The 22,932-nt window shown below is 34.9% G+C and carries 21 protein-coding genes, 1 pseudogene and 2 riboswitches; of the genes and pseudogenes, 6 read left to right on the forward strand and 16 right to left on the reverse strand.

Annotated features, from left to right (window positions below; translation table 11 throughout):
- Nucleotides 1–62 precede the first annotated feature (62 nt).
- Genes MHB75_RS15095 through MHB75_RS05770 form a run of 3 tightly spaced genes read left to right on the forward strand, consistent with a single transcriptional unit; the run spans nt 63 to nt 619 of the window.
- Entirely contained in the window at nt 63–161 is a 99-nt protein-coding gene (locus tag MHB75_RS15095) for a hypothetical protein (RefSeq protein ID WP_445667020.1), read from the forward strand.
- 15 nt (nt 162–176) lie between these two features.
- Nucleotides 177–470, forward strand: coding sequence for a sodium:solute symporter family transporter (locus MHB75_RS05765; RefSeq protein WP_340998581.1), 294 nt, complete (start codon nt 177–179; stop codon nt 468–470).
- Nucleotides 386–619, forward strand: coding sequence for a hypothetical protein (locus MHB75_RS05770; protein WP_340996429.1), 234 nt, complete (start codon nt 386–388; stop codon nt 617–619). Before MHB75_RS05765 ends, MHB75_RS05770 begins: the two co-directional genes overlap by 85 nt.
- 402 nt (nt 620–1,021) lie before the next feature.
- Here MHB75_RS05770 and MHB75_RS05775 read toward each other — a convergent pair whose 3' ends face one another.
- From MHB75_RS05775 to MHB75_RS05795, 5 genes and pseudogenes are all read right to left on the reverse strand, one after another.
- A complete protein-coding gene (locus tag MHB75_RS05775; RefSeq protein WP_340996431.1) occupies nt 1,022–2,401 on the reverse strand; it encodes an SH3 domain-containing protein in 1,380 nt (459 codons plus the stop codon).
- 203 nt (nt 2,402–2,604) lie between these two features.
- Nucleotides 2,605–3,072: a 6,7-dimethyl-8-ribityllumazine synthase gene (gene ribH / locus MHB75_RS05780; protein ID WP_340996433.1), complete on the reverse strand. Its 468-nt coding sequence runs from the start codon at nt 3,070–3,072 to the stop codon at nt 2,605–2,607.
- Between the two features lie 29 nt (nt 3,073–3,101).
- Nucleotides 3,102–3,686: pseudogene (gene ribB / locus MHB75_RS05785) on the reverse strand (3,4-dihydroxy-2-butanone-4-phosphate synthase); the annotation flags it as partial.
- Nucleotides 3,687–3,697: 11 nt separating this feature from the next.
- On the reverse strand, nt 3,698–4,330 hold the full coding sequence (gene ribE, locus MHB75_RS05790) for a riboflavin synthase (protein ID WP_340996435.1): 633 nt from the start codon (nt 4,328–4,330) through the stop codon (nt 3,698–3,700).
- Between the two features lie 126 nt (nt 4,331–4,456).
- Nucleotides 4,457–4,590: riboswitch (FMN riboswitch) on the reverse strand.
- Between the two features lie 101 nt (nt 4,591–4,691).
- A riboswitch (FMN riboswitch) is annotated at nt 4,692–4,825 on the reverse strand.
- Between the two features lie 256 nt (nt 4,826–5,081).
- Nucleotides 5,082–5,897 carry a metallophosphoesterase gene (locus MHB75_RS05795; RefSeq protein WP_340996437.1) on the reverse strand — a complete coding sequence of 272 codons (816 nt, stop codon included), beginning with the start codon at nt 5,895–5,897 and terminating at the stop codon, nt 5,082–5,084.
- A gap of 267 nt (nt 5,898–6,164) precedes the next feature.
- On the opposite strand from MHB75_RS05795, the gene MHB75_RS05800 reads away from it, so the two are divergent.
- A complete protein-coding gene (locus MHB75_RS05800; protein ID WP_340996439.1) occupies nt 6,165–7,355 on the forward strand; it encodes an aminotransferase-like domain-containing protein in 1,191 nt (396 codons plus the stop codon).
- A gap of 58 nt (nt 7,356–7,413) precedes the next feature.
- On the opposite strand, the gene MHB75_RS05805 is transcribed toward MHB75_RS05800, so the two are convergent.
- The 8 genes from MHB75_RS05805 to MHB75_RS05840 form a co-directional block, all read right to left on the reverse strand.
- Nucleotides 7,414–8,649 (reverse strand): right-handed parallel beta-helix repeat-containing protein, encoded by a 1,236-nt coding sequence (locus MHB75_RS05805; protein WP_340996440.1) that lies wholly within the window; start codon nt 8,647–8,649, stop codon nt 7,414–7,416.
- 162 nt (nt 8,650–8,811) lie between these two features.
- The gene (locus MHB75_RS05810; RefSeq protein ID WP_340996441.1) at nt 8,812–10,386 is read right to left on the reverse strand and encodes an L-lactate permease; all 1,575 of its coding nucleotides are present in this window, start codon (nt 10,384–10,386) and stop codon (nt 8,812–8,814) included.
- A gap of 24 nt (nt 10,387–10,410) precedes the next feature.
- Nucleotides 10,411–11,346 (reverse strand): L-lactate dehydrogenase, encoded by a 936-nt coding sequence (locus tag MHB75_RS05815; RefSeq protein ID WP_340996443.1) that lies wholly within the window; start codon nt 11,344–11,346, stop codon nt 10,411–10,413.
- A gap of 161 nt (nt 11,347–11,507) precedes the next feature.
- Nucleotides 11,508–13,523 (reverse strand): cellulose biosynthesis cyclic di-GMP-binding regulatory protein BcsB, encoded by a 2,016-nt coding sequence (locus tag MHB75_RS05820; RefSeq protein ID WP_340996444.1) that lies wholly within the window; start codon nt 13,521–13,523, stop codon nt 11,508–11,510.
- Nucleotides 13,516–14,793 carry a glycosyltransferase family 2 protein gene (locus MHB75_RS05825; protein WP_340996446.1) on the reverse strand — a complete coding sequence of 426 codons (1,278 nt, stop codon included), beginning with the start codon at nt 14,791–14,793 and terminating at the stop codon, nt 13,516–13,518. The genes MHB75_RS05820 and MHB75_RS05825 overlap by 8 nt, the downstream gene beginning before the upstream one ends.
- Entirely contained in the window at nt 14,786–16,450 is a 1,665-nt protein-coding gene (locus tag MHB75_RS05830; RefSeq protein ID WP_340996447.1) for a DUF2334 domain-containing protein, read from the reverse strand. The genes MHB75_RS05825 and MHB75_RS05830 overlap by 8 nt, the downstream gene beginning before the upstream one ends.
- 16 nt (nt 16,451–16,466) lie before the next feature.
- The gene (locus MHB75_RS05835) at nt 16,467–17,318 is read right to left on the reverse strand and encodes a GGDEF domain-containing protein (protein WP_087680197.1); all 852 of its coding nucleotides are present in this window, start codon (nt 17,316–17,318) and stop codon (nt 16,467–16,469) included.
- Nucleotides 17,315–18,376 (reverse strand): hypothetical protein, encoded by a 1,062-nt coding sequence (locus MHB75_RS05840; RefSeq protein ID WP_340996449.1) that lies wholly within the window; start codon nt 18,374–18,376, stop codon nt 17,315–17,317. The genes MHB75_RS05835 and MHB75_RS05840 overlap by 4 nt, the downstream gene beginning before the upstream one ends.
- A gap of 183 nt (nt 18,377–18,559) precedes the next feature.
- Here MHB75_RS05840 and MHB75_RS05845 point away from each other — a divergent pair, with 183 nt between their 5' ends.
- Nucleotides 18,560–19,039, forward strand: a complete 480-nt coding sequence (locus MHB75_RS05845) for a GNAT family N-acetyltransferase (RefSeq protein ID WP_068453196.1) — start codon at nt 18,560–18,562, stop codon at nt 19,037–19,039.
- Between the two features lie 50 nt (nt 19,040–19,089).
- Here MHB75_RS05845 and MHB75_RS05850 read toward each other — a convergent pair whose 3' ends face one another.
- Nucleotides 19,090–20,385, reverse strand: a complete 1,296-nt coding sequence (locus tag MHB75_RS05850) for an MFS transporter (RefSeq protein WP_340996452.1) — start codon at nt 20,383–20,385, stop codon at nt 19,090–19,092.
- 103 nt (nt 20,386–20,488) lie between these two features.
- Between MHB75_RS05850 and MHB75_RS05855 the strand changes: the two genes are divergently transcribed.
- Nucleotides 20,489–21,739 (forward strand): helix-turn-helix domain-containing protein, encoded by a 1,251-nt coding sequence (locus MHB75_RS05855; RefSeq protein WP_340996453.1) that lies wholly within the window; start codon nt 20,489–20,491, stop codon nt 21,737–21,739.
- Between the two features lie 48 nt (nt 21,740–21,787).
- Here MHB75_RS05855 and MHB75_RS05860 read toward each other — a convergent pair whose 3' ends face one another.
- Nucleotides 21,788–22,207 (reverse strand): hypothetical protein, encoded by a 420-nt coding sequence (locus tag MHB75_RS05860; protein ID WP_087680200.1) that lies wholly within the window; start codon nt 22,205–22,207, stop codon nt 21,788–21,790.
- 11 nt (nt 22,208–22,218) lie between these two features.
- Nucleotides 22,219–22,728: a DUF1648 domain-containing protein gene (locus tag MHB75_RS05865; protein ID WP_340996456.1), complete on the reverse strand. Its 510-nt coding sequence runs from the start codon at nt 22,726–22,728 to the stop codon at nt 22,219–22,221.
- Nucleotides 22,729–22,932 lie beyond the last annotated feature (204 nt).

The raw sequence follows: 22,932 nt of genomic DNA on the forward strand, positions 1-22,932 counted from the left end.
TTCATTAGAAAATGTATGGAGAGATTACACGGGTTTGGGTATATGCGCTATCACTATTTGTTATGACGATTGTTTTATGTAGCTTTTACATTAAAGAGGCGACACGATTCGATTGTGAAATGAAGGCATTAGTTGAAAAGTTGAAAGACGGGGGTTTTTAATTAAATACTGTAACGATTAGTTTCTTTTTAGGAATTGTAGGTCTAACTTTATTAGTTACATATATTACTGCTAAAAAGACAAAAAATGTAAAAAAACTCTATACAGCTAATGGTAGCTTAATAGGTTGGCAAAATGGTTGGGCTATTTCAGGCGACTACTTATCAGCCGCTACATTTTTAGGTGCAGCGGGTGCAATCGCAACGACAGCTACAGGCTTAATTTCTTGTATTATTTTAGTGCAATTGGTCCAAATATTTGGCGTTCTACAGGAAATACTATTGTTGTTGAAACACCTTTATTCCCATTGACAAAGCATGCAATTATAACTACTCCACTTGGTTTCTTAGCAGGCTATCTCGGCTCGAAACTATCAAGTCGTAAAGTAGACTTAGAAGTATATGCAGAAATTCAAGTAAAATCAAGCACAGGTATTAACGTTTCAGATGTTTTCCATTAAATTGGACGAGGGGTATAACCATAATTGGTTATACCCCTCTTTTTTCATGATATTGCTAATTGTATGTTATCTCAACCCGATCTTCCGGGGAATGTACTACTCTCTTCATTTACTTGCCGCGGTAAAAATTACACTGTTATTCTCTAACCTAAGCAACGTAAACCCTACCTTCTTTTACGTCCTTGTGACCCTATAGTCACGCCAGTGTGAATAAGTATCTTCAAAAACAATCGTGAACTGCCAATTTCTTCAACTAGCTTTTTATCAAGACTTATATCTTCTCATGTTTTCAGCCTTTTGTCAACTTTTCTTTTATTTATATATAGACTAGAGAGGTTTATTTTAAATAGAATTTAATATATAAGTACTTTGCAAACAAAAAATCTCGCATGATTTTTCAATTTAATTTACATCAATTAATTCAAATGTTGTGTGACCATTTTCAACTGCTTTGATTACACCGGCATTCGGAGCATAGTAGACAATTTTGGTATTGGTTCCTTTTGAGTTATAGAACTTTTGGACAACTACTTGTTTAAATGTGCCTGCTTTTACGGTCATTGTATAACTAACTGATGTAATCTTACTATAACCTTTTGTCAGGCTACCAGATGTTGCACCTTTAAAGATTGGTGTGTTGATTGCAAATCCGTATCCTGTATGATAATTAAAGAATGTATAACTTTTAGAAGTCGCTGTTTCGGTATGTGTAAAACCTCGATTCACATTCCCCCACTTCACAATCCCTTTTTCCTGCTTTTGATAAATCGTTTCAATCGTTCCGTTTTCTTCCACATCATATACTTCATATGAACGATTTTGATCACGCGAAAAGCTTATTTTCACTTCTTTTGATACATAATCTTTACTCACATAAGCTGTCTTACCATTATAATTAATTTTCATCCAAGCATCTGATTGTGCCAAAACATGTAGTTTCATATTTTGCTTGATTTCACCTATTTTTTTTGCAGTTGTGTCTGGTGCTATACGTACGTTCAAATTTGTTGTTAAACCTGGAATTGCATAATATGTCCCCGTTATTTGTTGAAATGAACCATCAACAGGTTTCTGCTTTGTTAAATACGAACTTGCTACGTAACCATAACCTGACTGATAACGAATTTTCGACCATTCTTTCCCATAACTTATAACATCAACTTTTGTTTGATCTTTTAAAGTGCCTAATTTTGTCGATGTACTAGATGCGCTTTTTCGAACATTTAATGCAACACCATTTGTCTTCACATAATAAACTGTTGTTGTAGACGGTTGAAGTGCTGGTTTATTTTCCGTTAAATAGATTGTTGCCACATAAGCATACCCTGTTTTATAACGAATTTTCGACCATTCTTTCCCATAGCTTATGACATCTATTTTACTTTTATTTCTTATTGTCCCAAGCTTTTGCGAGTGACTTGATGGACTTTTTCGAACATTCAAATCAATACCTGGTGTACTGACATAATACGTTACAGTTGAAGCAGGTTTTAAAATGGGTCTTTTACTTATTAAATAACTATTCGCTACATAACCATAAACTTTTTTATACTTAATTTTTGACCAGCCATTTTTTGTTGAAATGACGGTTACTTTCGTATTGTTTTGCAATTTTCCCAATGTTGTTGCTTTCGTTGACGCACTTTTTCGAACATTTAGATTGCTACCATTTGTTATACTCACATACTTTATTTGTGTAGCTGCTGATGCTTCAATTGTTGGCGTTTGACCTATTCCAATTGCTAACATAAGCGTTGCGCCAATCATTATTGTTCTTCTCACCCTATAGTCCCTCCTATATTGAAAACATGGATACTCTTTCCAAATGAGTATTATAACTGTCATTCAATAGGCTGACTATACAAAACAACGACTTCCGAACTAAAGATATAGGTTTATTATATGAGTATAGGTTCCAAGTCATTTTATACGATTTGAAACTAGCAATCTATTGGCATAAAACATACTAGGTCATCTACACTAGTCTATTTTTCTAATAGACGATGAAGATTTGCCATCTCAATTGCTGCTACAGCCGAATCATAACCTTTGTTCCCTGCTTTTGTTCCTGCACGTTCTACAGCTTGTTCAATTGACTCCGTTGTGACAACACCAAAAATAATTGGCACATTCGTTTCAAGTGATACTGAAGCAATTCCTTTTGCAGCTTCATTACATACATAGTCATAATGCGTTGTTGCACCACGAATAACCGTTCCAAGACTAATAATCGCGTCATATTTTTTATAATTTGTTAATTGTTTTGCCATATATGGAATTTCAAAAGCCCCCGGTACTTTTACGACATCAATATTTTCTTCTGCTACACCATGTCTTTTTAAACCATCTACCGCTCCTTCTAATAAACGATTTGTGATGAATTCGTTAAATCTTCCTAATACAATCCCAATTTTTAAGTCTTTTCCGATTAATGTTGTTTCAATCATGTTCATTTTGAATACGCTCCTTTTGTTTGTTCAATATATTGTTTTAATGCTTCGATTGAAATGATAGGTAATACGTGTTTTTTAGCGAATGTGATCAAATTTTCACCTGTCAGCATATGTCCGTCATCGCCCATAATTTCACAAATCACTGCTGCTTCTTTTTTATCGCACAACTTTGCCAACTCAACTCCCGCTTCCGTATGCCCATCACGTTCTAATACACCACCAGCTTTTGCAATAAGTGGGAATACATGTCCTGGACGACGAAAATCTTGTGCTACGGTTTGTTCACTTGTTAAAGCTTGAATCGTTAAGGCACGATCATAAGCGCTGATACCTGTTGTCGTATCGATATGGTCAATCGAAATTGTAAAGGCTGTTCCATGATTATCCGTATTATCTACTGTCATCGGCGCTAAGGCTAAGCGTGCCGCCATTTCTTCAGAAATAGGTGTACAAATTAATCCACGACCCTCAATTGCCATGAATGTTACTTGTTCAGGTGTAATTGTTTCAGCTAATGCAACGAGATCTCCTTCATTTTCACGTGCCTCAGAATCAGTCACGATAATCATGCCACCCACTCGTAAGATACGAAGTGCTTCTTCTATTTCTTGCATATTCCTTCACCTCAAAATCCATTTTTTCGTAAAAAATCTTCTGTTAAAATTGTCGCCATTTGGCTTTGCACATATTTTCCGATGTAATCTGTTTCAATATTGACAACATCTCGCACTTTTTTCATATGCAAAATCGTTGTTTCATATGTGTGTGGAATAAGCGAAACTTCAAATGTTCGCGCGTTTAACGCGAAAATTGTTAGGCTAATCCCATCCAATGTCACAGAACCTCTTAAAACCATCTGTTTGATGAATTTCGGTTCTGTTTCAATCGTTAGACGAATTTCATTTGATGTTTTTAAAATTCGTTGAATCTTTCCAACCGTTTCAACATGCCCTGTCACGATATGTCCACCTAACCGCCCCTGTAACTGCAAAGCTCTTTCAACATTTACTTTTTCACGTAATTGTAGACGGTGTAATGTTGTTGTATGAAAGGTTTCTTTCATAACCGTCGCATGAAAAGCGTGCTGTTCTAGTTTTTCAATTGTTAAGCAAACACCATTTACTGCAATCGAATCACCTAAAGCAGCGTCTTCCAGAATCTTTTCTGCTTGAATTTGCAACACCATATTTTCATTCGCTTGTCGAATCGATTGAATTGTTGCCACTTCTTCTACAATCCCTGTAAATATACAAACCACTCCTTTCCCAAAATAAAAAACTACGCTCAATTGATGAATCAATTCAGGGTAGTTTTATGGAAGAATGATTAAAAGTCATGTCTAAATAAACCTGTTAACATACGTCTTTTTAACAAGTTTTGTTCACACATCCTTCTCCCATCCAGACTATACTGTCGGTTCTGGATTCACACCAGCTCCTGCTCCGAAAAGCTCACGGACTTATCGCTCTAACGCGCATCACCGTCGATTGGGAATTTCACCCGACCCCGAAGGATTATTCAGTTTGATACAACAAAAAAAGACCTTCATTTACATGAGGTCGATGAAAAAAGGTATGTCTAAATAAGCCTATGATTTTTCATATCATAAACAAATTTTTACATGTCTTCTCCCATCCAGACTATACTGTCGGTCCTGGATTCACACCAGCTCCTGCTTCGAAAAGCTCACGGACTTATCGCTCTAACGCGCATCACCGTCGATTGGGAATTTCACCCGACCCCGAAGATTTTTTTAATTGTAGCTATACCATACCACTAATTTATTCAGAAAACTAGATTTTTTACAAAAAAAACTCAAAAGACCAAGAATGATCACGTGGCTTTTGAGTAATTCGAGAGGGACTTAAATTGACTAGGATCGTGTGCATTCGAACATTCGACCGGCGAAACGAGTCACTCGCTAAAGATGTTGGGTCACTCGTAGATTGATTCGGGTCATTCGCTCGTCCAAACGGGACATTCGAGGGCGAAACGGATCATTCGTCCATTTATTTCGATTCTAAAGTTGTAACGACGATTTCCGGGCGGTTGAAGACACGTAGTGGGAAGAGACTATTTCCTAGACCACGGCTAATTACGTGTTGCAACTGCTCCACTTGTTCAATTCCTTCTGTGTGTTTTGGGAATAGCGAGGCGTCGTGATTGGCTAATCCACCTAACAATGGTAAGCGAATTTGTCCGCCATGTGCATGTCCTGTGTATGCAAGGTCGATTCCAGCTTGCGCGTATTTTTCGCCAAATTCTGAACGGTGTGCTAATAAGATTTTGAATTGATCTTGTGGAACATTCACCAGCGCTTTTGCCAGCATATCTTCTGTTGTTTCACCTGACAACGGGTCGCTAATACCGATAAGTTGTATACTCGCACCATTGTAGCGGAATGTTTCTGCTTCATTATTTAAAACATGTACCCCCTTTTTTTGGAGTGCTATATGAATCTCTTTAACTCGATTAATTGAAATTTCATGATTACCATCGACAAAATAAGTCGGAGCAATTTTTGTAAAGCCATCAACTGCTTCTAGACTTCTTCCTAATTTATAATTATTACGATCAATTAAATCACCTGTTAAAAAAATTAAATCGGGTTTTTGCTTTTTCACTTGTTCAATTAATCGTTGTTGATGACGACCAAATTTCGCATCGTGCAAATCTGAAATTTGAACAATTGTTAAACCATTCATTTCTTTTGGTAATATTTTTACTTGTAACGTATGTTTTGATAATTGTAGCCATTGATTATTAGTTATATAAAAAATAAAAAGTACAACAAGTGCACCAATTATTTTAATTAGTTTCTTCATATTGAATTCATCCTTTATTTCAACAATAAATTAAGGATAACGAACGATGTAACATTATGCAATGCATATCAATTTATAGAATAAACTATTGAAATAATTAGAATTATCAGAATTATAAAATCGTTTATTTGCACTTTTTTCTACTTTAAGTATTATTTTAGCTATTTTTTTAAATTTATTTGTTTACAAAACAGACTTATATCTTGTGGTTCAATCATTAGAGTGCTATACTTTTTAAAAAAGTCAGAAAAAGGGAGAGAATCGCACATGCAATATTCTAATCGCGTATTAAATACGCCCTCATCATTCATTCGAAATATTTTAAAAGTTACGGACGCGCCAGACGTCATTTCTTTCGCAGGTGGTTTACCAAATCCGATTTCTTTTCCACTTAAAAATTTACAAGAAGCAATCAATCGTGCAATCGATGAGAATGGAAGTAAAATCTTCCAGTATGCTTCAACGAATGGGTACTTACCACTACGTCAATATATTGCTGATAAATATAACCGTAAACATGATTTAGGGATTACAGCAGATGATATCCTATTAACAACAGGTTCACAACAAGCACTATCACTATTATCTCAAGTGTTAATTAATCCTGGTGATGGCATTATTATTGAAGAACCTGGTTATCTAGGTGCGATTCAAGCCTTCACAATGAGTGAACCGTCATTCTACCCTGTTACATTAGAAGAAGATGGGTTAAATCTTGAAGAATTAAAAGTTGCGCTCGATCAGCCGAATGTAAAATTCATCTATACAGTGCCGAACTTCCAAAACCCAACAGGTCTTACATACACAGCAAAACGTCGTAAAGAAGTATATGAATTAATTAAAGACCGCGATATTATTTTAGTAGAAGATGATCCATACGGTGAGCTACGTTTCAAAGGTGATTCATTACCATATATTGCGGCTGGTAAATCAGAAAATAGTGTGTTACTTGGTAGTTTCTCAAAAACCGTTACACCGGGTATGCGTTTAGGCTTTATTATTTCAAAAAATAAAGAATTGATGCGTCATATTGAAACAGCGAAACAAGCATCTGACTTACACACCAACATCTTCTCACAATATGCGATTTATGAATATTTAACGCATAATGAATACGACACGCATGTTCAAAAAATCATCGAACTATATGATGCACAATCGAAAGTGATGTTGGAAGCTTTAGAAGAACTCTTCCCTGAGAATGTAGCATTCACACGTCCTGAAGGTGGCATGTTTGTCTGGGCTACATTAAATAATGGTATGACAGCGATGGAATTCTTCGAAAGAGCGATGGATGTCGGCGTAGCATTCGTACCAGGCGATCCATTCTATACATCGAAAAAAGATGTGAATACACTGCGTCTAAACTACACAAACTCAGCACCCGAAGTAATTCGTGACGGTATTAAACGTCTTGCTACGATTTTAAAAGATGCTGAAATCGTTCAAAAATCATAAATTCATAATGAAAAAAAGGAATCGCTTTACACGCGATTCCTCTTTTTATATCCAGTTATTACTTCGCCTGACGAAGTGTTTGCTCGTCTAATTTAATCGTTTCTGTGTTACGCGTACCATCACTTTGTAAATTATCACGAATTTGAATATATGGTGTATTCAAATTCAGATATGTATTTGATAATAAATCTATTTTATTTTGTTCTGTTAAATCTGCATAGACAGGGTTTGTTGAACCGCCGCCCGAGTTAGCGAATGTGAAAAACATCATCGCAATTGCCATATGGTCAAATGTGTTATTTTTAATACGTATATTTTTTACACCACTCGCTGAAATACCTTTTACAACTTCATTGCGTGGATCCGTTGGTTCGAGTGTGAATGTGTTGTTTTCAATGATGGCGTTTTCCCAATTAAGCGCGCGTATAAAATCGTTTCGTAGGTTTTTCATTGTATTGTTTCGAATCGTAATGTTTTTATGAATTTTCTTTTCTGAGTATTTATGCGTACCAACAGCACGTGGAATATTTTCGAATGTATTATGTTCAATTAATACATCTGTATTTGGTTGTGCATCAAACTTGCTCCAGCGTTGACTCCACCCTTTTGTTTCGCGGTCGGGTGTATCAATATTAATCGCTTCTTTCACCGACGTTAGAGGGTCATTAGCTGATTTAAACGTTGAATTGCGAATCGTTACGTTTTTCGATGCGTCCAGTTCGATGAAGTGCGCATAATTGAAGTTTCGGAATTGAATATTGTCAACAAGAACGTTTTGATTATGCCCCATGATAATTGTAATGCCTTTTGGAACATATTTCATATCAAACGTGACCGTTCCTTTACCGATAAACTTAATATTTTTCTCACCGTTGTATTTTCCATATGCACCGTCAATTAATGCTTTTGAAGGTGATACGAGTTGGAACATCGAAGCAGATGGTGTGATGATATTTGTTCCTGTTTTTGTCGTTTTGACCATTTTGACACCGTCTTGAAATTCTAATGTTACGTTAGATGGAACATAAATCGCATTTGTAATGTTATACGTTCCTTTTTTAATAATGAGTTTGCCACCTTTTTTCTTTTCAAATTCGTTCATATAAGAACGGAATAAATAGTAGTGTTTCGTATATTGATTATACGTACCGTATCGTTGAAACATAGGGTCGAGTGGTTTACTATTCGGTGTGATTGTGTAGGTCTTTGCATTTGCTTCTTCTGGTTGAATGGTTATTACACTTATAATTCCTACTATCAATAAAAGAAACGAAATAATCCTAATTTTATTCATTGTTATTAACTCCTTTAGATATTTATCACAGCGAGAATTATAGCACATAAAAATTTGAAAATGGGTATTTTTTCAATTTAAAAATTCTTTTTTACATGAAAAAGAGATTAGGACATATTGTGTTTTAAACACATACGCCCTAATCTCTTTTTTGTTATTCATTTATAAAATAAGCGACAAAATAAAGGTCCAAATACAGACGAATACGAGGAAGCCTAAACTATATTTTAAGGTCATCTTCGTTAATGTCGATTCTTTTCCTTGCTGTCCTACGGCTGCTGTTGCAATGGCGATTGATTGTGGTGATACGAGTTTGGCAATTACACCACCTACCGTATTCGCTGCAACGAGTAACGTCGAATTAGTTGATAAGGCTCCTCCTGCTGTGGCTTGAATCGGCGCAAATAGCGTATTATTATTTACTACTGAACCCGTCATGAATACGCCAATCCATCCTAATATTGGTGAGATGAATGGAAAAGCACTTCCCGTTTTTGCTGCAGCTTCACCGAGCGCCATTGTCATACCACCATATGTCATGAGTTTGGCAATACCGATAATCGCGCAAATCATAATAATGGGTACCCAGAACTCTTTAACCGTCTCTTTTAATAAACGACCACTTGTTTGGAATGTCATGTTTTTGGTTGTGAGAATCGTGACAATGACTGCAACTAAGAGTGCACTGCCAGTAGCCCCAATAATGTCGAGTGACATATTAATTTCAGAACCCGGAATGGTAAAATTAGCAACAAGTGAAGATAAGGCGCCACCTTCAGCAAATAGACCTTTAAAGGCTGGTAAGCTCCAAATTAAAATGAAAAGTGTAAGGAGATAGAATGGTGACCATGCTTTGATGATGTCTTTTGCTGTATGTTTTTCGTATTCCAAGTCATGTCCACTGAGGAAGAATGTGTTTTTCGGTGACCATTTTTTACAAAGTAACGCAAGTGCGCCCATTGCTAAAATTGGCGGTACGATATCCGCAATTTCTGGTCCTAAAAAGATGGTAAATAGTGCTTGTGATACAGCATATGTGATACCTGTTGTTAAAATGGCTGGCATGGTTTCTTTAATACCTTTAAATCCATCAACAAGCCAGACCATTAAAAATGGGATGGAGAGATTGATCAGAGGTAGTGTTAAAGCTGTCATACGTGATACATCTAAAGATGAGATTCCTTCTTGTAAATCAAATGTATCGATAATCCCGACTGGAATACCAATTGCACCAAAAGCGCCTGAAGCACCGTTTGCAATCAAACAAAGCATAGCTGCTTGTAGTGGTTTAAAACCGAGTGACATGAGAAGTACTGCACAGATTGCAACTGGAACACCAAATCCTGCTGCACCTTCTAAAAAGGCATTAAAACAAAAGCCAATGAGTAGTAATTGAATACGTTGGTCATGTGAAATTCCAGCAATCGAACTACGGATAACATCAAATTTTCCTGAATTCACAGAAATTTTATACAGCCAAACAGCCATAACGATAATATAACCGATTGGTACAAGCCCTTGAATGATACCTTGAATAATACTTCCGACGCCATTTCCAAAAGATAAATGAAAGAAACCATATACTAACACAAAGGTCACAACTAGATTAATTAAAGCTGTTGTAATGCCTTTCATTTTTAAAACGGTTAGACAGATTAAAAATAAAAGGATAGGAATAATCGATACGAGAACGGTTATGCCAATTTGACCAAAAGGGTTATATTGTTCGACTAACATACGATGCGTTCACCTACCCTATTTTTATGAAGACCAAATAGATGCTTGAATATCTTTTAGTGCTTTAACGGATGCATCAAATTTTTCACGTTCATCTGCATCTAAGTCTAATGTAAATACTTTCTCAACACCTTGACGATTAATGAGGCATGGTACACCTGTAAATACATCTTCATGTCCATTTTCCCCACTTTGTAACGCGCCTACAGGTAGAACGACTTGTTCATTGCGTAAAATGGCTTTTGTAATACGCGCAAGCCCCATCGCAATACCGTAGAAGGTTGCACCTTTTGAGTCAATAATTTTATAAGCTGCATCACGTACTTCAATACCTATCGCTTCTTTTCGTTCATCTGATAATTTTAATGCGATTTTTTGACCGTATAACGTAGCTCCACTCCAATAAGGTAATTGTGTATCACCATGTTCACCGATAATATATGCATGAATACTAGTCGGTGCTGTTTGAAATTCTCTACCTAATATATTGCGAAGTCGAGCGGAATCTAAGATAGTACCTGAACTTAAAATACGTTCTTTTGGTAATTTAGAAAATTTCCATGTCGCATATGCCAAGATATCTACTGGGTTAGTTGCGACAATAATAATGCCATTAAATCCTGTATCCATAATTTTTGAGACAATTTCTTCAAATACTGCTATATTTCTGTGTACCAAGTCAATACGTGTCTCACCTGACTTTTGGGCTACTCCTGCACAAATAACAACAATCGCCGCTTCTGCACATTCATCAAAATCTCCAAAACGAATTTTCATAGAGGATGGTGCATAAACGATACCGTCTTGTAAATCTAATACATCACCTGTCGCTTTTTTTTCATTTGCATCCACAATAACTAGTTCATCACTAATTCCTTGATTGACTACTGCATAAGCATAACTTGAGCCAACTGCTCCAGCACCAATTAAAACAATTTTATTGCCTTGTGTTAAGTTCACAGATGTTTCCTCCCTTTTCATCAACTACTTACACATTCCACTGACAAGACAAATTGAAACTCCCAACACATTCCATAAAAATCTCTTTAAACTATAAAAAGTAGAAACTACATTTTATTGTAATTTCTACTTTGTTTATATTTATTCACTTACTTAAAAATCTATTTCTTTTTGCTACGTTTGAACACGAGATATAAAATGACACCAATCACTGCAAGTAAACCAATAAACATTAAAACAGAGGACCATTTTAATACATTTTGAGATTGCTTAGGTGTTGCTTCTTTTTGTTTTTCTACGCTATATTGCGCGCGATTCGTAAATGTTTGCTGTTCTTTATTTTGTACAGCAACTGACGCATCTGCTGATAAATCTTGAATTTGTCGTAAAAATTTTGGTGTAATTTGATTTTGACTATTTGCTTCTCGGTTGAACTGTAATGCTAGATATCCGTCGTCCCAAGGATTCTTTTGAATCGTGGCGTAGCGTGTGATTGTCTCTTTTACAAAACCGTCTTTAGCAAAATCAGGTTGATTATCTTTCATCGATAATGGATTTTTCTTATTTAAATCATCTTGTAAGTTCCCTGCCTCACCTACGAAGATCAGATGATGTCCTTTCAAATCTTCTTTTTGAATCGCATCAGCTGTTTTTAATTCGTAGTTCGGTGCTGAAGTACTTAGAGCAGAAGATGTGTATAGTGCATTCAAGTCCTCTAATGCTACTTTTTCTGTACTTTCAATGATGATATATGTTCCTTGACGTGTATTCGTAAAGATTCCTGGATAGCTTGTTAAACTAGCGACAGCTTGTCGATCATTATCTGTTGTTGAAAAATTTAATGTACTTTCTTTAGAAATAAATAACCATTTTTCTTGATCGTTTGTTGTACATGGATTATTCGTATTTGAACCATTTAACTTAAATTGAATATCTAGTAGATAGTTATTTTTAAGCGCATTCTTTTCAATTGGGACATTGATTTCAAAAAAACCTTCATCTTGTTTAATTTCTTTAAGCGTAATCGCATGTGGAACACCGTTTACTTCCATTACAAGTTCTGCTTGTTTCGCATCTAAAATAGATGATTTTTTTAGTTTTAATGTTGCTGTAATTGCTTTTTCTTCATCAAAATCTTGTGGTAAATAGTAATAATAGTGTCCAGATTCGTACGCTACATTGGAAATTTCAAGATTTTGAATTCCCATTTGTTCAAATGTAACCATTCCTGATTCACGCACAGGTTGTTTCGGCTGTTCTCCAATTGCCAGTGCTTTTCCGCTTAATTGCGAAACAAATTCTTGATTCGATACCACTTCAATTTTAGCGTCTAAATCGTTTGTATTTACTGCTGTTACGACTAAGATATTACGATTTACTTTTTTAATTTTTTCCTGTGCTGTTTGAAGCTGAATGGTATTGTCTGTCGTTTTGACATTCATACGTTTTAAAATATTTTGAACTGATTCTGTTTTAAAATCTTTCATAACACCGACAATGATTTTATTCGTTTGACGATTTTCAAAATCTTTCTCTTTTACTAATGCAATTTGATTTTGATTTGCCGCTTGCTTTTTTAAATAACTAACTATTTTTAAGGCTGCATCCATCGTGTTAACATCTGCATCGTCTGGAATGACAACATCTGTTTTTGATTGGAATGATGTAAATTTAGATGGGTAGTCTTGTAACATTAATTCACCTGCTGTGACATCTCCCTGAATTTGAAGGTATGATGCTGGGTTAATACGTAACCAGTTTCCTGATGTATTATTTTCAACACAGACACCTTGCTTAATAATGCCATAAAAGACGATTGTTATTTCATGCGCCCCTTTTTTTAGTGCTTTTCCTTTTAAATCTAATTGAACAGTGGTTTTCACTTTATTTCCATCTAATTTTACTGTTTTTTGATTTTCTCCATCTACTCGAATCGTTAAAGATGACGGTGATATGAGCAGTGAACTATGCTCTACATCCAAAACAAGTTGATTCTTCCCCTTTTGTGCATCTTCTGCTAAATAGTAATTATACGTAAATGAATCAGAAACACCTTGTAAATTAATCGCGGTAGTTGTAATTGGTTCTTTTTTAACTTCCTTTGCTGAAACGGTTATATTAAAAAACATAAACGATAGGAAGGCGAGTGTTACAAACCCAAAGAATTGTTTAATCATCTTTTTTACCTCCTTGGTCTTTCTGGCTAAAGCGTTCCGTTTTATACCATTTGACTTCTTCTTTGAATATGGCGCGTTTTATTTCTTGGTACAGTGAATATACAACAAGTGCAATCCACATTTGTGAGTACGTAAAATACATCAGGATTACGTAGAAAAAGTTTTTTCGATTCATCTCATTTCGTTCGATACTTAGTGTAATCATTACTTCACCTAAGAATAATAGGAAAGCGAGAATCCAAAGGGCAATCGCTACATTTCCAATAGCTAAATTCAAATCATAAAAGAGATTAACGATAAATAAACCATTTGAAAGAATAACACCGAAAAAGAAAAGGAAGTACGTAAAGAAGAAATAAAATAAATCAAAAATAATACGTTTTCTTTTTAATGTTGCGAATTGCCGTAAAAACTTTAAGACAACGTATTGATTTCCCATTGCCCAGCGTGTTCGCTGTTTCCACCATACACCGAGTGTTTCAGGTTCTTGTTCCCATGTAATGGCTTTAGGGAAAAATCGAATATGATAACCAAGATTGTAAACACGAATCGTTAATTCCGTATCTTCTGCTAACGCCTTTACATCCCAACCGCCAAGTTCTTCAATAACCGAGCGACGAATCGCAAAGTTAGTGCCTGGAATCGTTGCGACACCAAACCATTTCCAACGTCCACCTTGTGCCATCCATTGAAAACAAATCGTTTCAATGTTAATAAATCGGGTTAACCATGTTTTTGCGGCATTGATTACGCGAAACTTACCGACCATTGCGGCCGCTTTTGGGTCATTTATAAGACCCATTACTAAATACCAAACAGCTTTTTTCTCTGGTGTGTTATCTGCATCATATACACAAATAATCTCACTTGTTGAATTAGCTAGAGCTTCATTCAATGCAGAAGATTTCCCTTTCCCTTTATTCGGTGGTTTTGTTTCTAATACGCGAATGAATGGATAGCGATCCGCAAATTCTTGTGCAATTTCGCCTGTACGATCTGAAGAATTATCGTTGATGACAATAATATCAAGCTTATCTTTCGGGTAATATAATCGTGACATAGCAGTCAATGTTTGCTCCATAACTACCTCTTCATTATGTGAGGGAATAAATATACTAACTGTAGGTAAATCAATCATATTTTTTTCCCACTCTGGAATCACACGTTCATACGTACGGTAATGACGATATCCTCCTTGCATTAAAAACATGTGATAGAGGAGCATAACCCAAATTAAAATTAAAGCGGTAAAAAAAAGTATATTAGCCATTTGGTTTCCTCTCCTCAAATAATCGTTTTTTCAATGTGAATCGTAAGCGAATAACGTTTAAGAAAAAAATAAGTACAAATAAAAATACAATCCAAAATAGTACCCAAAGTGAAAATTCAAAAGGACTTGTTTGCCACTTTTTCTTAATGAAATCGAGGTATTTTTTTTGCTGCTTTACCTCAAGCGCTCCTTTGGCAGTTTGCTGTATTGTAATATGTTTTATCTGTACGTCTGATTTAACTTCACGCAGATTTTGCCATTCAAATTGTGGGAATGATTCAAAAATATCCAATGTACGTTCAATGGTTTTAGGATTAAGCTGCATATTTATCTTTATCCCTGCCATAGAGCCTTTTATTTTCAACAAATCTTTCAACTCATGAACAAGTGTTGGTTCACCTTCTAATCCATTTATAACGGGTTTTATATTTGTAGAATAGACTTGTAAATGATTCATATAGGCCGGTTTCGTAATAAGCGGTTGAACCCCTGTATCTTCACTAGAATTATCATTGTATTGGAGTGCACCAAAGAAAAGTGAAAAATGTTTTGAAATTTCTTCATATACATAGGAACTTGCATGATCGTTTTCGATTGTAAATGCAATTGGATACAATTTGGCATTTACAAGTTCAGTTACAGCATCTTCAATACGCTTTGCTGTATACTCTTTTTCAGTCCGACCAATTTTTTCACGTTCTTTATTAAATGCTTCAATTGAAGAAAAGGCATCTAGCGAGTAAGCCTTCTCAGCTTGCGCACTATTCAAAGCAGTAATTGGTTGGTTGAATCGACTGTCCCAAAATTCATGTTGCACTTTATCGTCCATTCGATACGATAAACCATAACCATTTGCAATGATTGGCACGCCCTGTGCTTGCTGATTTTGAAGTTCTTTCTTTAACTCTTTTGCCTCTTCTAATTTATTAATCCCTTTTTGATTATTTGTGTACTCCACTGCTGCTACAGCCAGCGCATAAGGTATTTGTCGCTTTTTCAATATATCTGTTGTTTGTTTTAAACGCTTTGGTGATGTAGATGGTTGAATACCACTAATGATGATCCATGCTTTATGCTTTGGTGGTTTAAACCATGTTGTATTTTCAGCAATATACGGCTGTAAGTACCACTGAAATTCATCTGTCCATTGATTTAATGATAAATAATAACTTTTATCATTTTTTAGCAATACAGGATGTACGCCATTGATTGTTTGTCCTTCAATTACTTTTTTATAAGGTGAGGTTGTTTTTAAAAAACTAATTCGCTTGGCTAATGTTTGTTTTCCAACTTTAACAAGATTACTTTTCCCATTAAATTTTAATTGATTAAATTCATGAAATTGATTTGCATTATATCCAATAAATAATTTTTGATGTGAAAAACTATTTATCCATTCACGCTGTTTCTTTGGAATCTCTACTTGATTCATACCAATATATATAACCGTTGATGCTTGTTTAATTTGTTTTTCTGTAGCACTAGCTCTAGATTCTACAATTGTTTCACCGTAAGATGACAGTAATGCATCTACACGATGTATCGTTGTTTGTTCAACAGGAGAAGAAATATCATATAAAATTAGAATAGTAGGCTTTTTTTGACTTTGCGCTTTTATTGTCTCGGGAAAACAACTTATTATAAGCAAACCTGTCAAGAAAAGAATTATCATTTTAAATTTCATTAATTAAGGACTCACTTTTAGCCACTTCAACCATTTCATCAAAACTCACTTCGGTTCGTGGATTATATGTGTAGTGACCTACTTTGAAACTTAACGTAATGAGATTTCCCGATAAAAGTTGATGCTCTTTTAATTTTTCTGAAAGTTTTTCATAAATAATATGAATGTAAGTACCAGATGTTTCAGGTAAGATAAGTGCAAAATTATCCTCATCAAAACGATACTTACGATCTGTCATCCTCATTACACCATTAATACGCTCTGCTAATTGTGATACGAGATATTGTGCTTCTTTCTCGCCATATAATTTTTTAAATTTCTTGAAATTTTGTATTTCAATTATTAAAAAAACAAAGGGTTTATCGCTACGATCAGAACGCTTTGCTTCTTCTACTATCGCCTTTTCTAAACGAACGCGATTATCAAACCCACTTGTTGTATCAGTAGCTACATATTTTTCTACATTTCCTTTTAACATATTAATTTGATTAGCACTTTCAATAACTAATTCTCGTATTCTACCTGCAATTAAAACTAAAATTAGAATCGCAATGCCATAAATAAAAAATTCATTTAATTGTAAATCAAGTGGTGATGATAGAACATCTTGCTGTGTTAATTGGAGATAAAAAATAAAAGTTCCGATAATAAATAAATAAATGAGACTTAAAAGCAGACCTAAAACTGCTCCGTAATACAGAGATACACCAATAAGTAGGATTAAAAATACGACTAATAGTATCCCTTGACTCCCTTTTTGATATAGCATATACATTGGTAACTGCAATAAAATGAGTAGAACAATTGTTAAAAAACTTGCTGTTTTTTGATGTCTTGTCATCGTACCCACCTTCCTTTCGTTAGTAAAGGTAGTAAATTATCAAAAATATGTGTTTCACCATTTTTTGCAATATAAGAGCCGTAGTATTGCGTATTTTTATGGTGATTTTTCAACTGATTCATGCGCTTATTGATTGCTTTTTCAAGTGTTTTGTCTTTGACAGCTTGACTATAAAAGATAGCATAGCTATAAACAGCTGGTGATTCATAACGTACAACAGGTTGTAATGTTTTTCGATTATATTGACCATATAATTTACCATCTTTTTTCATCTTTTCTTTTAATAGCTGATGAAATTTAGATGTCGATTTAATTTCTTGCACATTTCGCGCTGTTAATAATTGATCAATCATATGCACTGTGTCATCAAATTGATAGGTTTTCGTTTGGATATCAAATTTTTTAGCGTAAAGTCCGTTGGCATCTTGTGGTGCATTTCGAATGACCTCAACATTTTTTTCTAAAATTTCAGGTGTTAATTGCATACGCTTATAGTAACTTGGTGCAGCGTAACTTAATGTAATTTCCTTTGCACGGTTTTCAGATTGCTCACTACCAAAATCAACAAAATAATCTTCATACATGGTGTATGCTTTATTGGCATCAATCGTTTTAGAAAGTAATTGCTTTACTTCTTTGTTTCCCCATTTTCTAGCCCCTAAATCTAATGCCTTAATCAAACGTAGATCATCGATTAATGCATTTGTATCAGAGCGTTTACCTTCTTTGATTTCCCATGAGATGAGGTGATTTGGAAGAATTAACGATTGTTTCATTGCTTGAAAACTTTTCATATAGTTTGTTTTGTCATTCGTTTGAATGAAATAGAGCATAAGAAGACCCATCGATTCTGCTAAATACTCATTTTTTCGATTCGTTAAATTGGTAGAAAGAAGACCATTTTTAGAAGCGAATTCTTGAAAAATCACAGTCGCTAAACGTGATTTTTGGTTTTCTGTGTAACGAATAGTTTCTGTTTTTGGCGTATTTTTTATTGATTGACATCCCAATAAACAAAGAGACATAATCATTAAAATTACTATTTTTCGATGTCTCATTCTACTTTTCACCTTCTTCAAATTCATATTCTCTTATTTTCTTTATTAAATAATACACTTTTTAACCAGAAATAACACAAAAAGTTAGTATAGACAAATGAGTATTTTTATTTCTCATTCACATACTCTTCCATTTTCGCATGACTATACATTATAATGAGAAGGATGTCAGGAGGCACTTATATGAATATTCAAATTGAAAAATCAACAAATGCAAAAGTCATCCATAAAATTATGATGAAAGCGTACGAGGAATATGCACATGATGCTGCACCTTCTAGCGCTTTATCTGAGACGGTTTCGTCTATAAAAGAAGCACTTTTAAACGGGCAAGAAGCACTTGTAGGAACGATTGCTGGACAACCAATTGCATGTGTTCGTTATAAAATTCACGATAACGGACTTCAGTTCTTCCGTATGTCTGTATTACCTACAATGCAAGGTTTAGGGATTGCTAAACAATTGATTAATGAGTTAGAACAAATTGCACGTACTGCTAATCTAAATACGATTTATTGTCGTGTACGTGTCAGCGTGTTACGTAATCTTCAGCTTTATCAATCAAAAGGTTATTCAATCTACGATCAAGAAACCGTTATGACAGATGAAGGTGTACCAATCGAAGTTGTTTCGATGAAAAAGATTATTGCTCCACTCACATAATAAAAAGGATAAACCCGCTCACATGGGTTTATCCTTTTTCTATTCCTTATTTATGCTTCTGCAAACTTATCTTCTTGTGAATTTTCATTTAATTGCTCCTCTTTCATCTGCTTTAAAACAGAATTACGCAACAAATATAGCGTGAGAGAAATCACAATAATACCAGTTCCAATTAAAACAGATGGCGCACCGAAATAATCATATAAAAACCCGTATATTAAAATGCCAAAAGGCATCATCCCCATAGCAAGTGTTTCAAATAAAGCAAACACACGCCCCCTATAAGATTCTTCTATACTTTTTTGTAAAATCACACCAATTGGGACATTCGTACATACTTCTGTCATCGTCATTAAAAATGCTGTAATTCCGTAATAAATAAATAGTTGTATATATGTTAATTCAAAAAGAATAAGTGGCAATGCAAATAGGAAAAACATCGTGCTGAGTATTAAAAGCGCTCTTTTTGAGAATAAAATCGGATTTTTTAAATTTTTACGTGCTGTTAAATAGATGGAAGCGAGTAACATACCCACTGCGCCAATCGATTCAATCCATCCGACATGAAGTGACTTAAACTGCACGACTTCTACTAAAACATACGAAATACCAACTGCAAATGCGGAGAAAAAAAGATTCAAACAAAGTGCGAGTGTAATAATTGTTTTAAGTGTCTTTCGATTTTTAATATAGTGATAGGCAGATTTCATACTCTTTAGAAAAGGCTCTGACTTTTGTGCATGGTTTTTTTCTGTTTTATAAAGATTAAAATTCATCGTTGCATCTAACAATGTACTTATACTAAACGCGATGATTTGAATGATTAAAAATACTTCAATCGATACAAAACCATACAAAATACCACCAATCATCGGTGCGCCAATTGCAGCAAGTGACATAGATAATTGATTCAAGCTCATGACCTTTTGGATGCGGTCTTGGTCGACTAATTGTCCAATTGAAGCGGTTAATGTAATTCCACTACACGATGTGAAAATAGTATAAAACACCATCATGATATATATCGCCATGATGGACATTCCTTGCCAATTCGCGTAAAGCAACAGTATCGCAACCGTTACAACGGTTAAAATTTGCGAACTAATAACTAATACCTTTTTATTATAACGGTCTGCCATATAGCCGATAAGTGGCGAAAAGAGAACACGTGGCACAATCGAACAAAGAATATTAATTGAAAAACTAGTTGCTGAACCGGTTAATTTTAAAATATATAACGAAATCCCGAACGCGACGATATTTGCTCCCATAACCGAAACAAATTTACTAAGCGCAAAAATACCTATGTGATAACTTGCTTTTCGTAAAGACTGTTCAGAAGTCATCTCTAGCCCTCCCATAAAGTTTAATTTAATTAAACTTATTATAACGGATGGTTTGCTTGCCCACAAGTTAAAAGTTTAATATAATTAAACAAGAGGTGTTGAAATGAAAACTTTAGGACAGCGAATACGCTCTTTGCGTAAATCAAAAAAGATGACACTCGTTGATATTGCAGGTGAACAAATGACCAAAGGGATGCTTAGTTTAATTGAAAACGATAAAGCGAAGCCATCTATTGAAAACTTACAATACATTGCAAATCAGTTACACGTAGAAGTGAGTGTACTGACTGACCCATTCCCACTTACTGAACTAAGAAAAATCATTGATGACCTTCATCAAATTGTTCAAAATAAAAAATGGCTCGATGTATCTCAAGCCATTCAAGTAAAAAATTTAGTTGAACCGATTATTCCTGAGCTACCAGCAAATTATGAAGCAGCTCAAATTTACTTATATTATTTAAAAGTATTTCCGCCACTAGAGGCGTTCGAACAAGGGATTGAAGAAGCTAAAAAAGCGGTTGTCTTTTTCAAAGAACTCGCCCTATATAAAGAACTCGCTACGACCTATACATTACAAGCGATTTTCTATTTTAATCAGTTACAATTTGAACAGGCGTATGAAACGATTCAAGTTGCTTATAAATTAGTTCAATCACCTTACTATACGATTGATCCGATTACACGAATTGACGTATCGTACCATATGGCATCATTTTGTTATGCAACGAATCGTTTGGATGAAGCCGATCAAGTTTTACAACACTTGCTTAAAACATGTCACGAAGAGAAAATATTTCACTTTTATGCGCATATTATTCGGATGGCAGCTTATGCAGCCATGATTTTACAGCAACCCGAGAAAGTGGAAATGTATCGTGAACGATTAGAAAAATATACGGCATTTGATACACATCCAAATACACAGTACTATTTACATGTATTTTACTTATTTTATTACAACACATATGACAGTAAGCCTTTAAAAGTATTGGAACATGCACGTATAATGAAAGAATTCGATGAAGCTTTTGAAACTTTACCATATATTGAAGTGGAAACAGGGAAAGCACTTTATAAATTAGGGCGTTTTCAAGAAGCCTGTGAAGCTTTTCATTTTTTTGAGACGGAACGCAATTGGAATGGTCTTCATCCATTTAATACGGCTCGTTTTCAAGAAGGGCTCGCCTATTATGCATGTACACTATTTGAACTTGGTCAAATGGAAGCAGCAAAAAAATGGATTCAGCGTGCATATGAAGAACAAAAAATCATGCTACCCCTTGCTGAAAAACAATGGATTTATGATACGTATAATTGGTTGATGGAACAGATGATAAAAAATAATGAGTAATGAAAAAAGCTCATCCGACTTTTGTAAAATCGGATGAGTTTTTTTATTTTACGCTGTAAAACGAATCAAATAGCGTTCTTCTGTATGCACTTCTGGTAAATCATCTTCTTGTAAAGAGAGCGTTACTTCTCCTAGCGCATCTTCTTCCTCATCACCAAACCAACAAATATAGACTTCAGCTATATCACCTGTTGGAATGACTTTTTTCAAAGCTGTATGAAGTTGCTGTAAGGCGATTCTTGCTTGTTCGTAATGAACAGGCGTTTCGATTTTTGATTGTGGATTTAAATCATCTAATTGACCATTTAATTCAATTTCGTATACATAGTGCGTTTGCAAATGATGATGTTGGACAGTTGTTCGCGCTAAACGGTCAGATGTCTGTTCTGTAAAATGAATTGCTCCTTGCGTCATTTTTTGTAGTTCCTCTAACGGTACATTACTTCCCAAATATGTCACTAGTCCCATCCTTCATCCTCCTATTGAATCTTACGACTTTGTACGACGCCAATTGCGAGCGGTAAAATAACAAAAATACTGAGTAAAGTGGCATATGTTGTAATGCTTTGTGATGCCATTATACCAAGTGATACAAACACCATCTCAGCTAACACGAAAGCAAAAAATAGACTGCCTCCATTTCGTAACACAACGATTAGTTTACGATTATGTGTATAAAAAGCTTCTGCATTCTGTTCATTTAATCGTGCAGGATAATTCCCCCACTCTGGATGTTTCATCATAAAATTCATTAACGACCAGAAGCAGTATGTAACAATCGGTATCGTCAACATCGTCCATTTAGAACCTGTCGAATCGAGTTCACCTAGCGCATTATAATGTAGTGGAATCTCGATTGGAATCTTTTGCCAAACCATCGCAATATAGATGACTAAAACACCCCAAATAAGCAAGGTTAAACGTGTATATAATCGTTCCATCGGTGTAAAAGGAACATCAAATTGCTTCATCTTTTTCACATCATACATCAGATTCCCTCCTTTTTCTATATTATAACGTAATTCCCTCTTTCCGTCAGATGTATAAAAAGAGACCGAGACAAAAGTATTTTCAACGTAGCAAATCCCGTATGATTTTGAAAAATCATACGGGATTTGTTCGTTCAGATCAATTTTCGCTTCGAAAAACGAATAGAGGTAGGCAAGAAAAGAACGCAACATCCTGTTGCAAAT

Origin of the sequence: Kurthia sp. FSL E2-0154 (genome assembly GCF_038003625.1) — a bacterium.
Taxonomy (GTDB): Bacteria; Bacillota; Bacilli; order Bacillales_A; family Planococcaceae; genus Kurthia; species Kurthia gibsonii.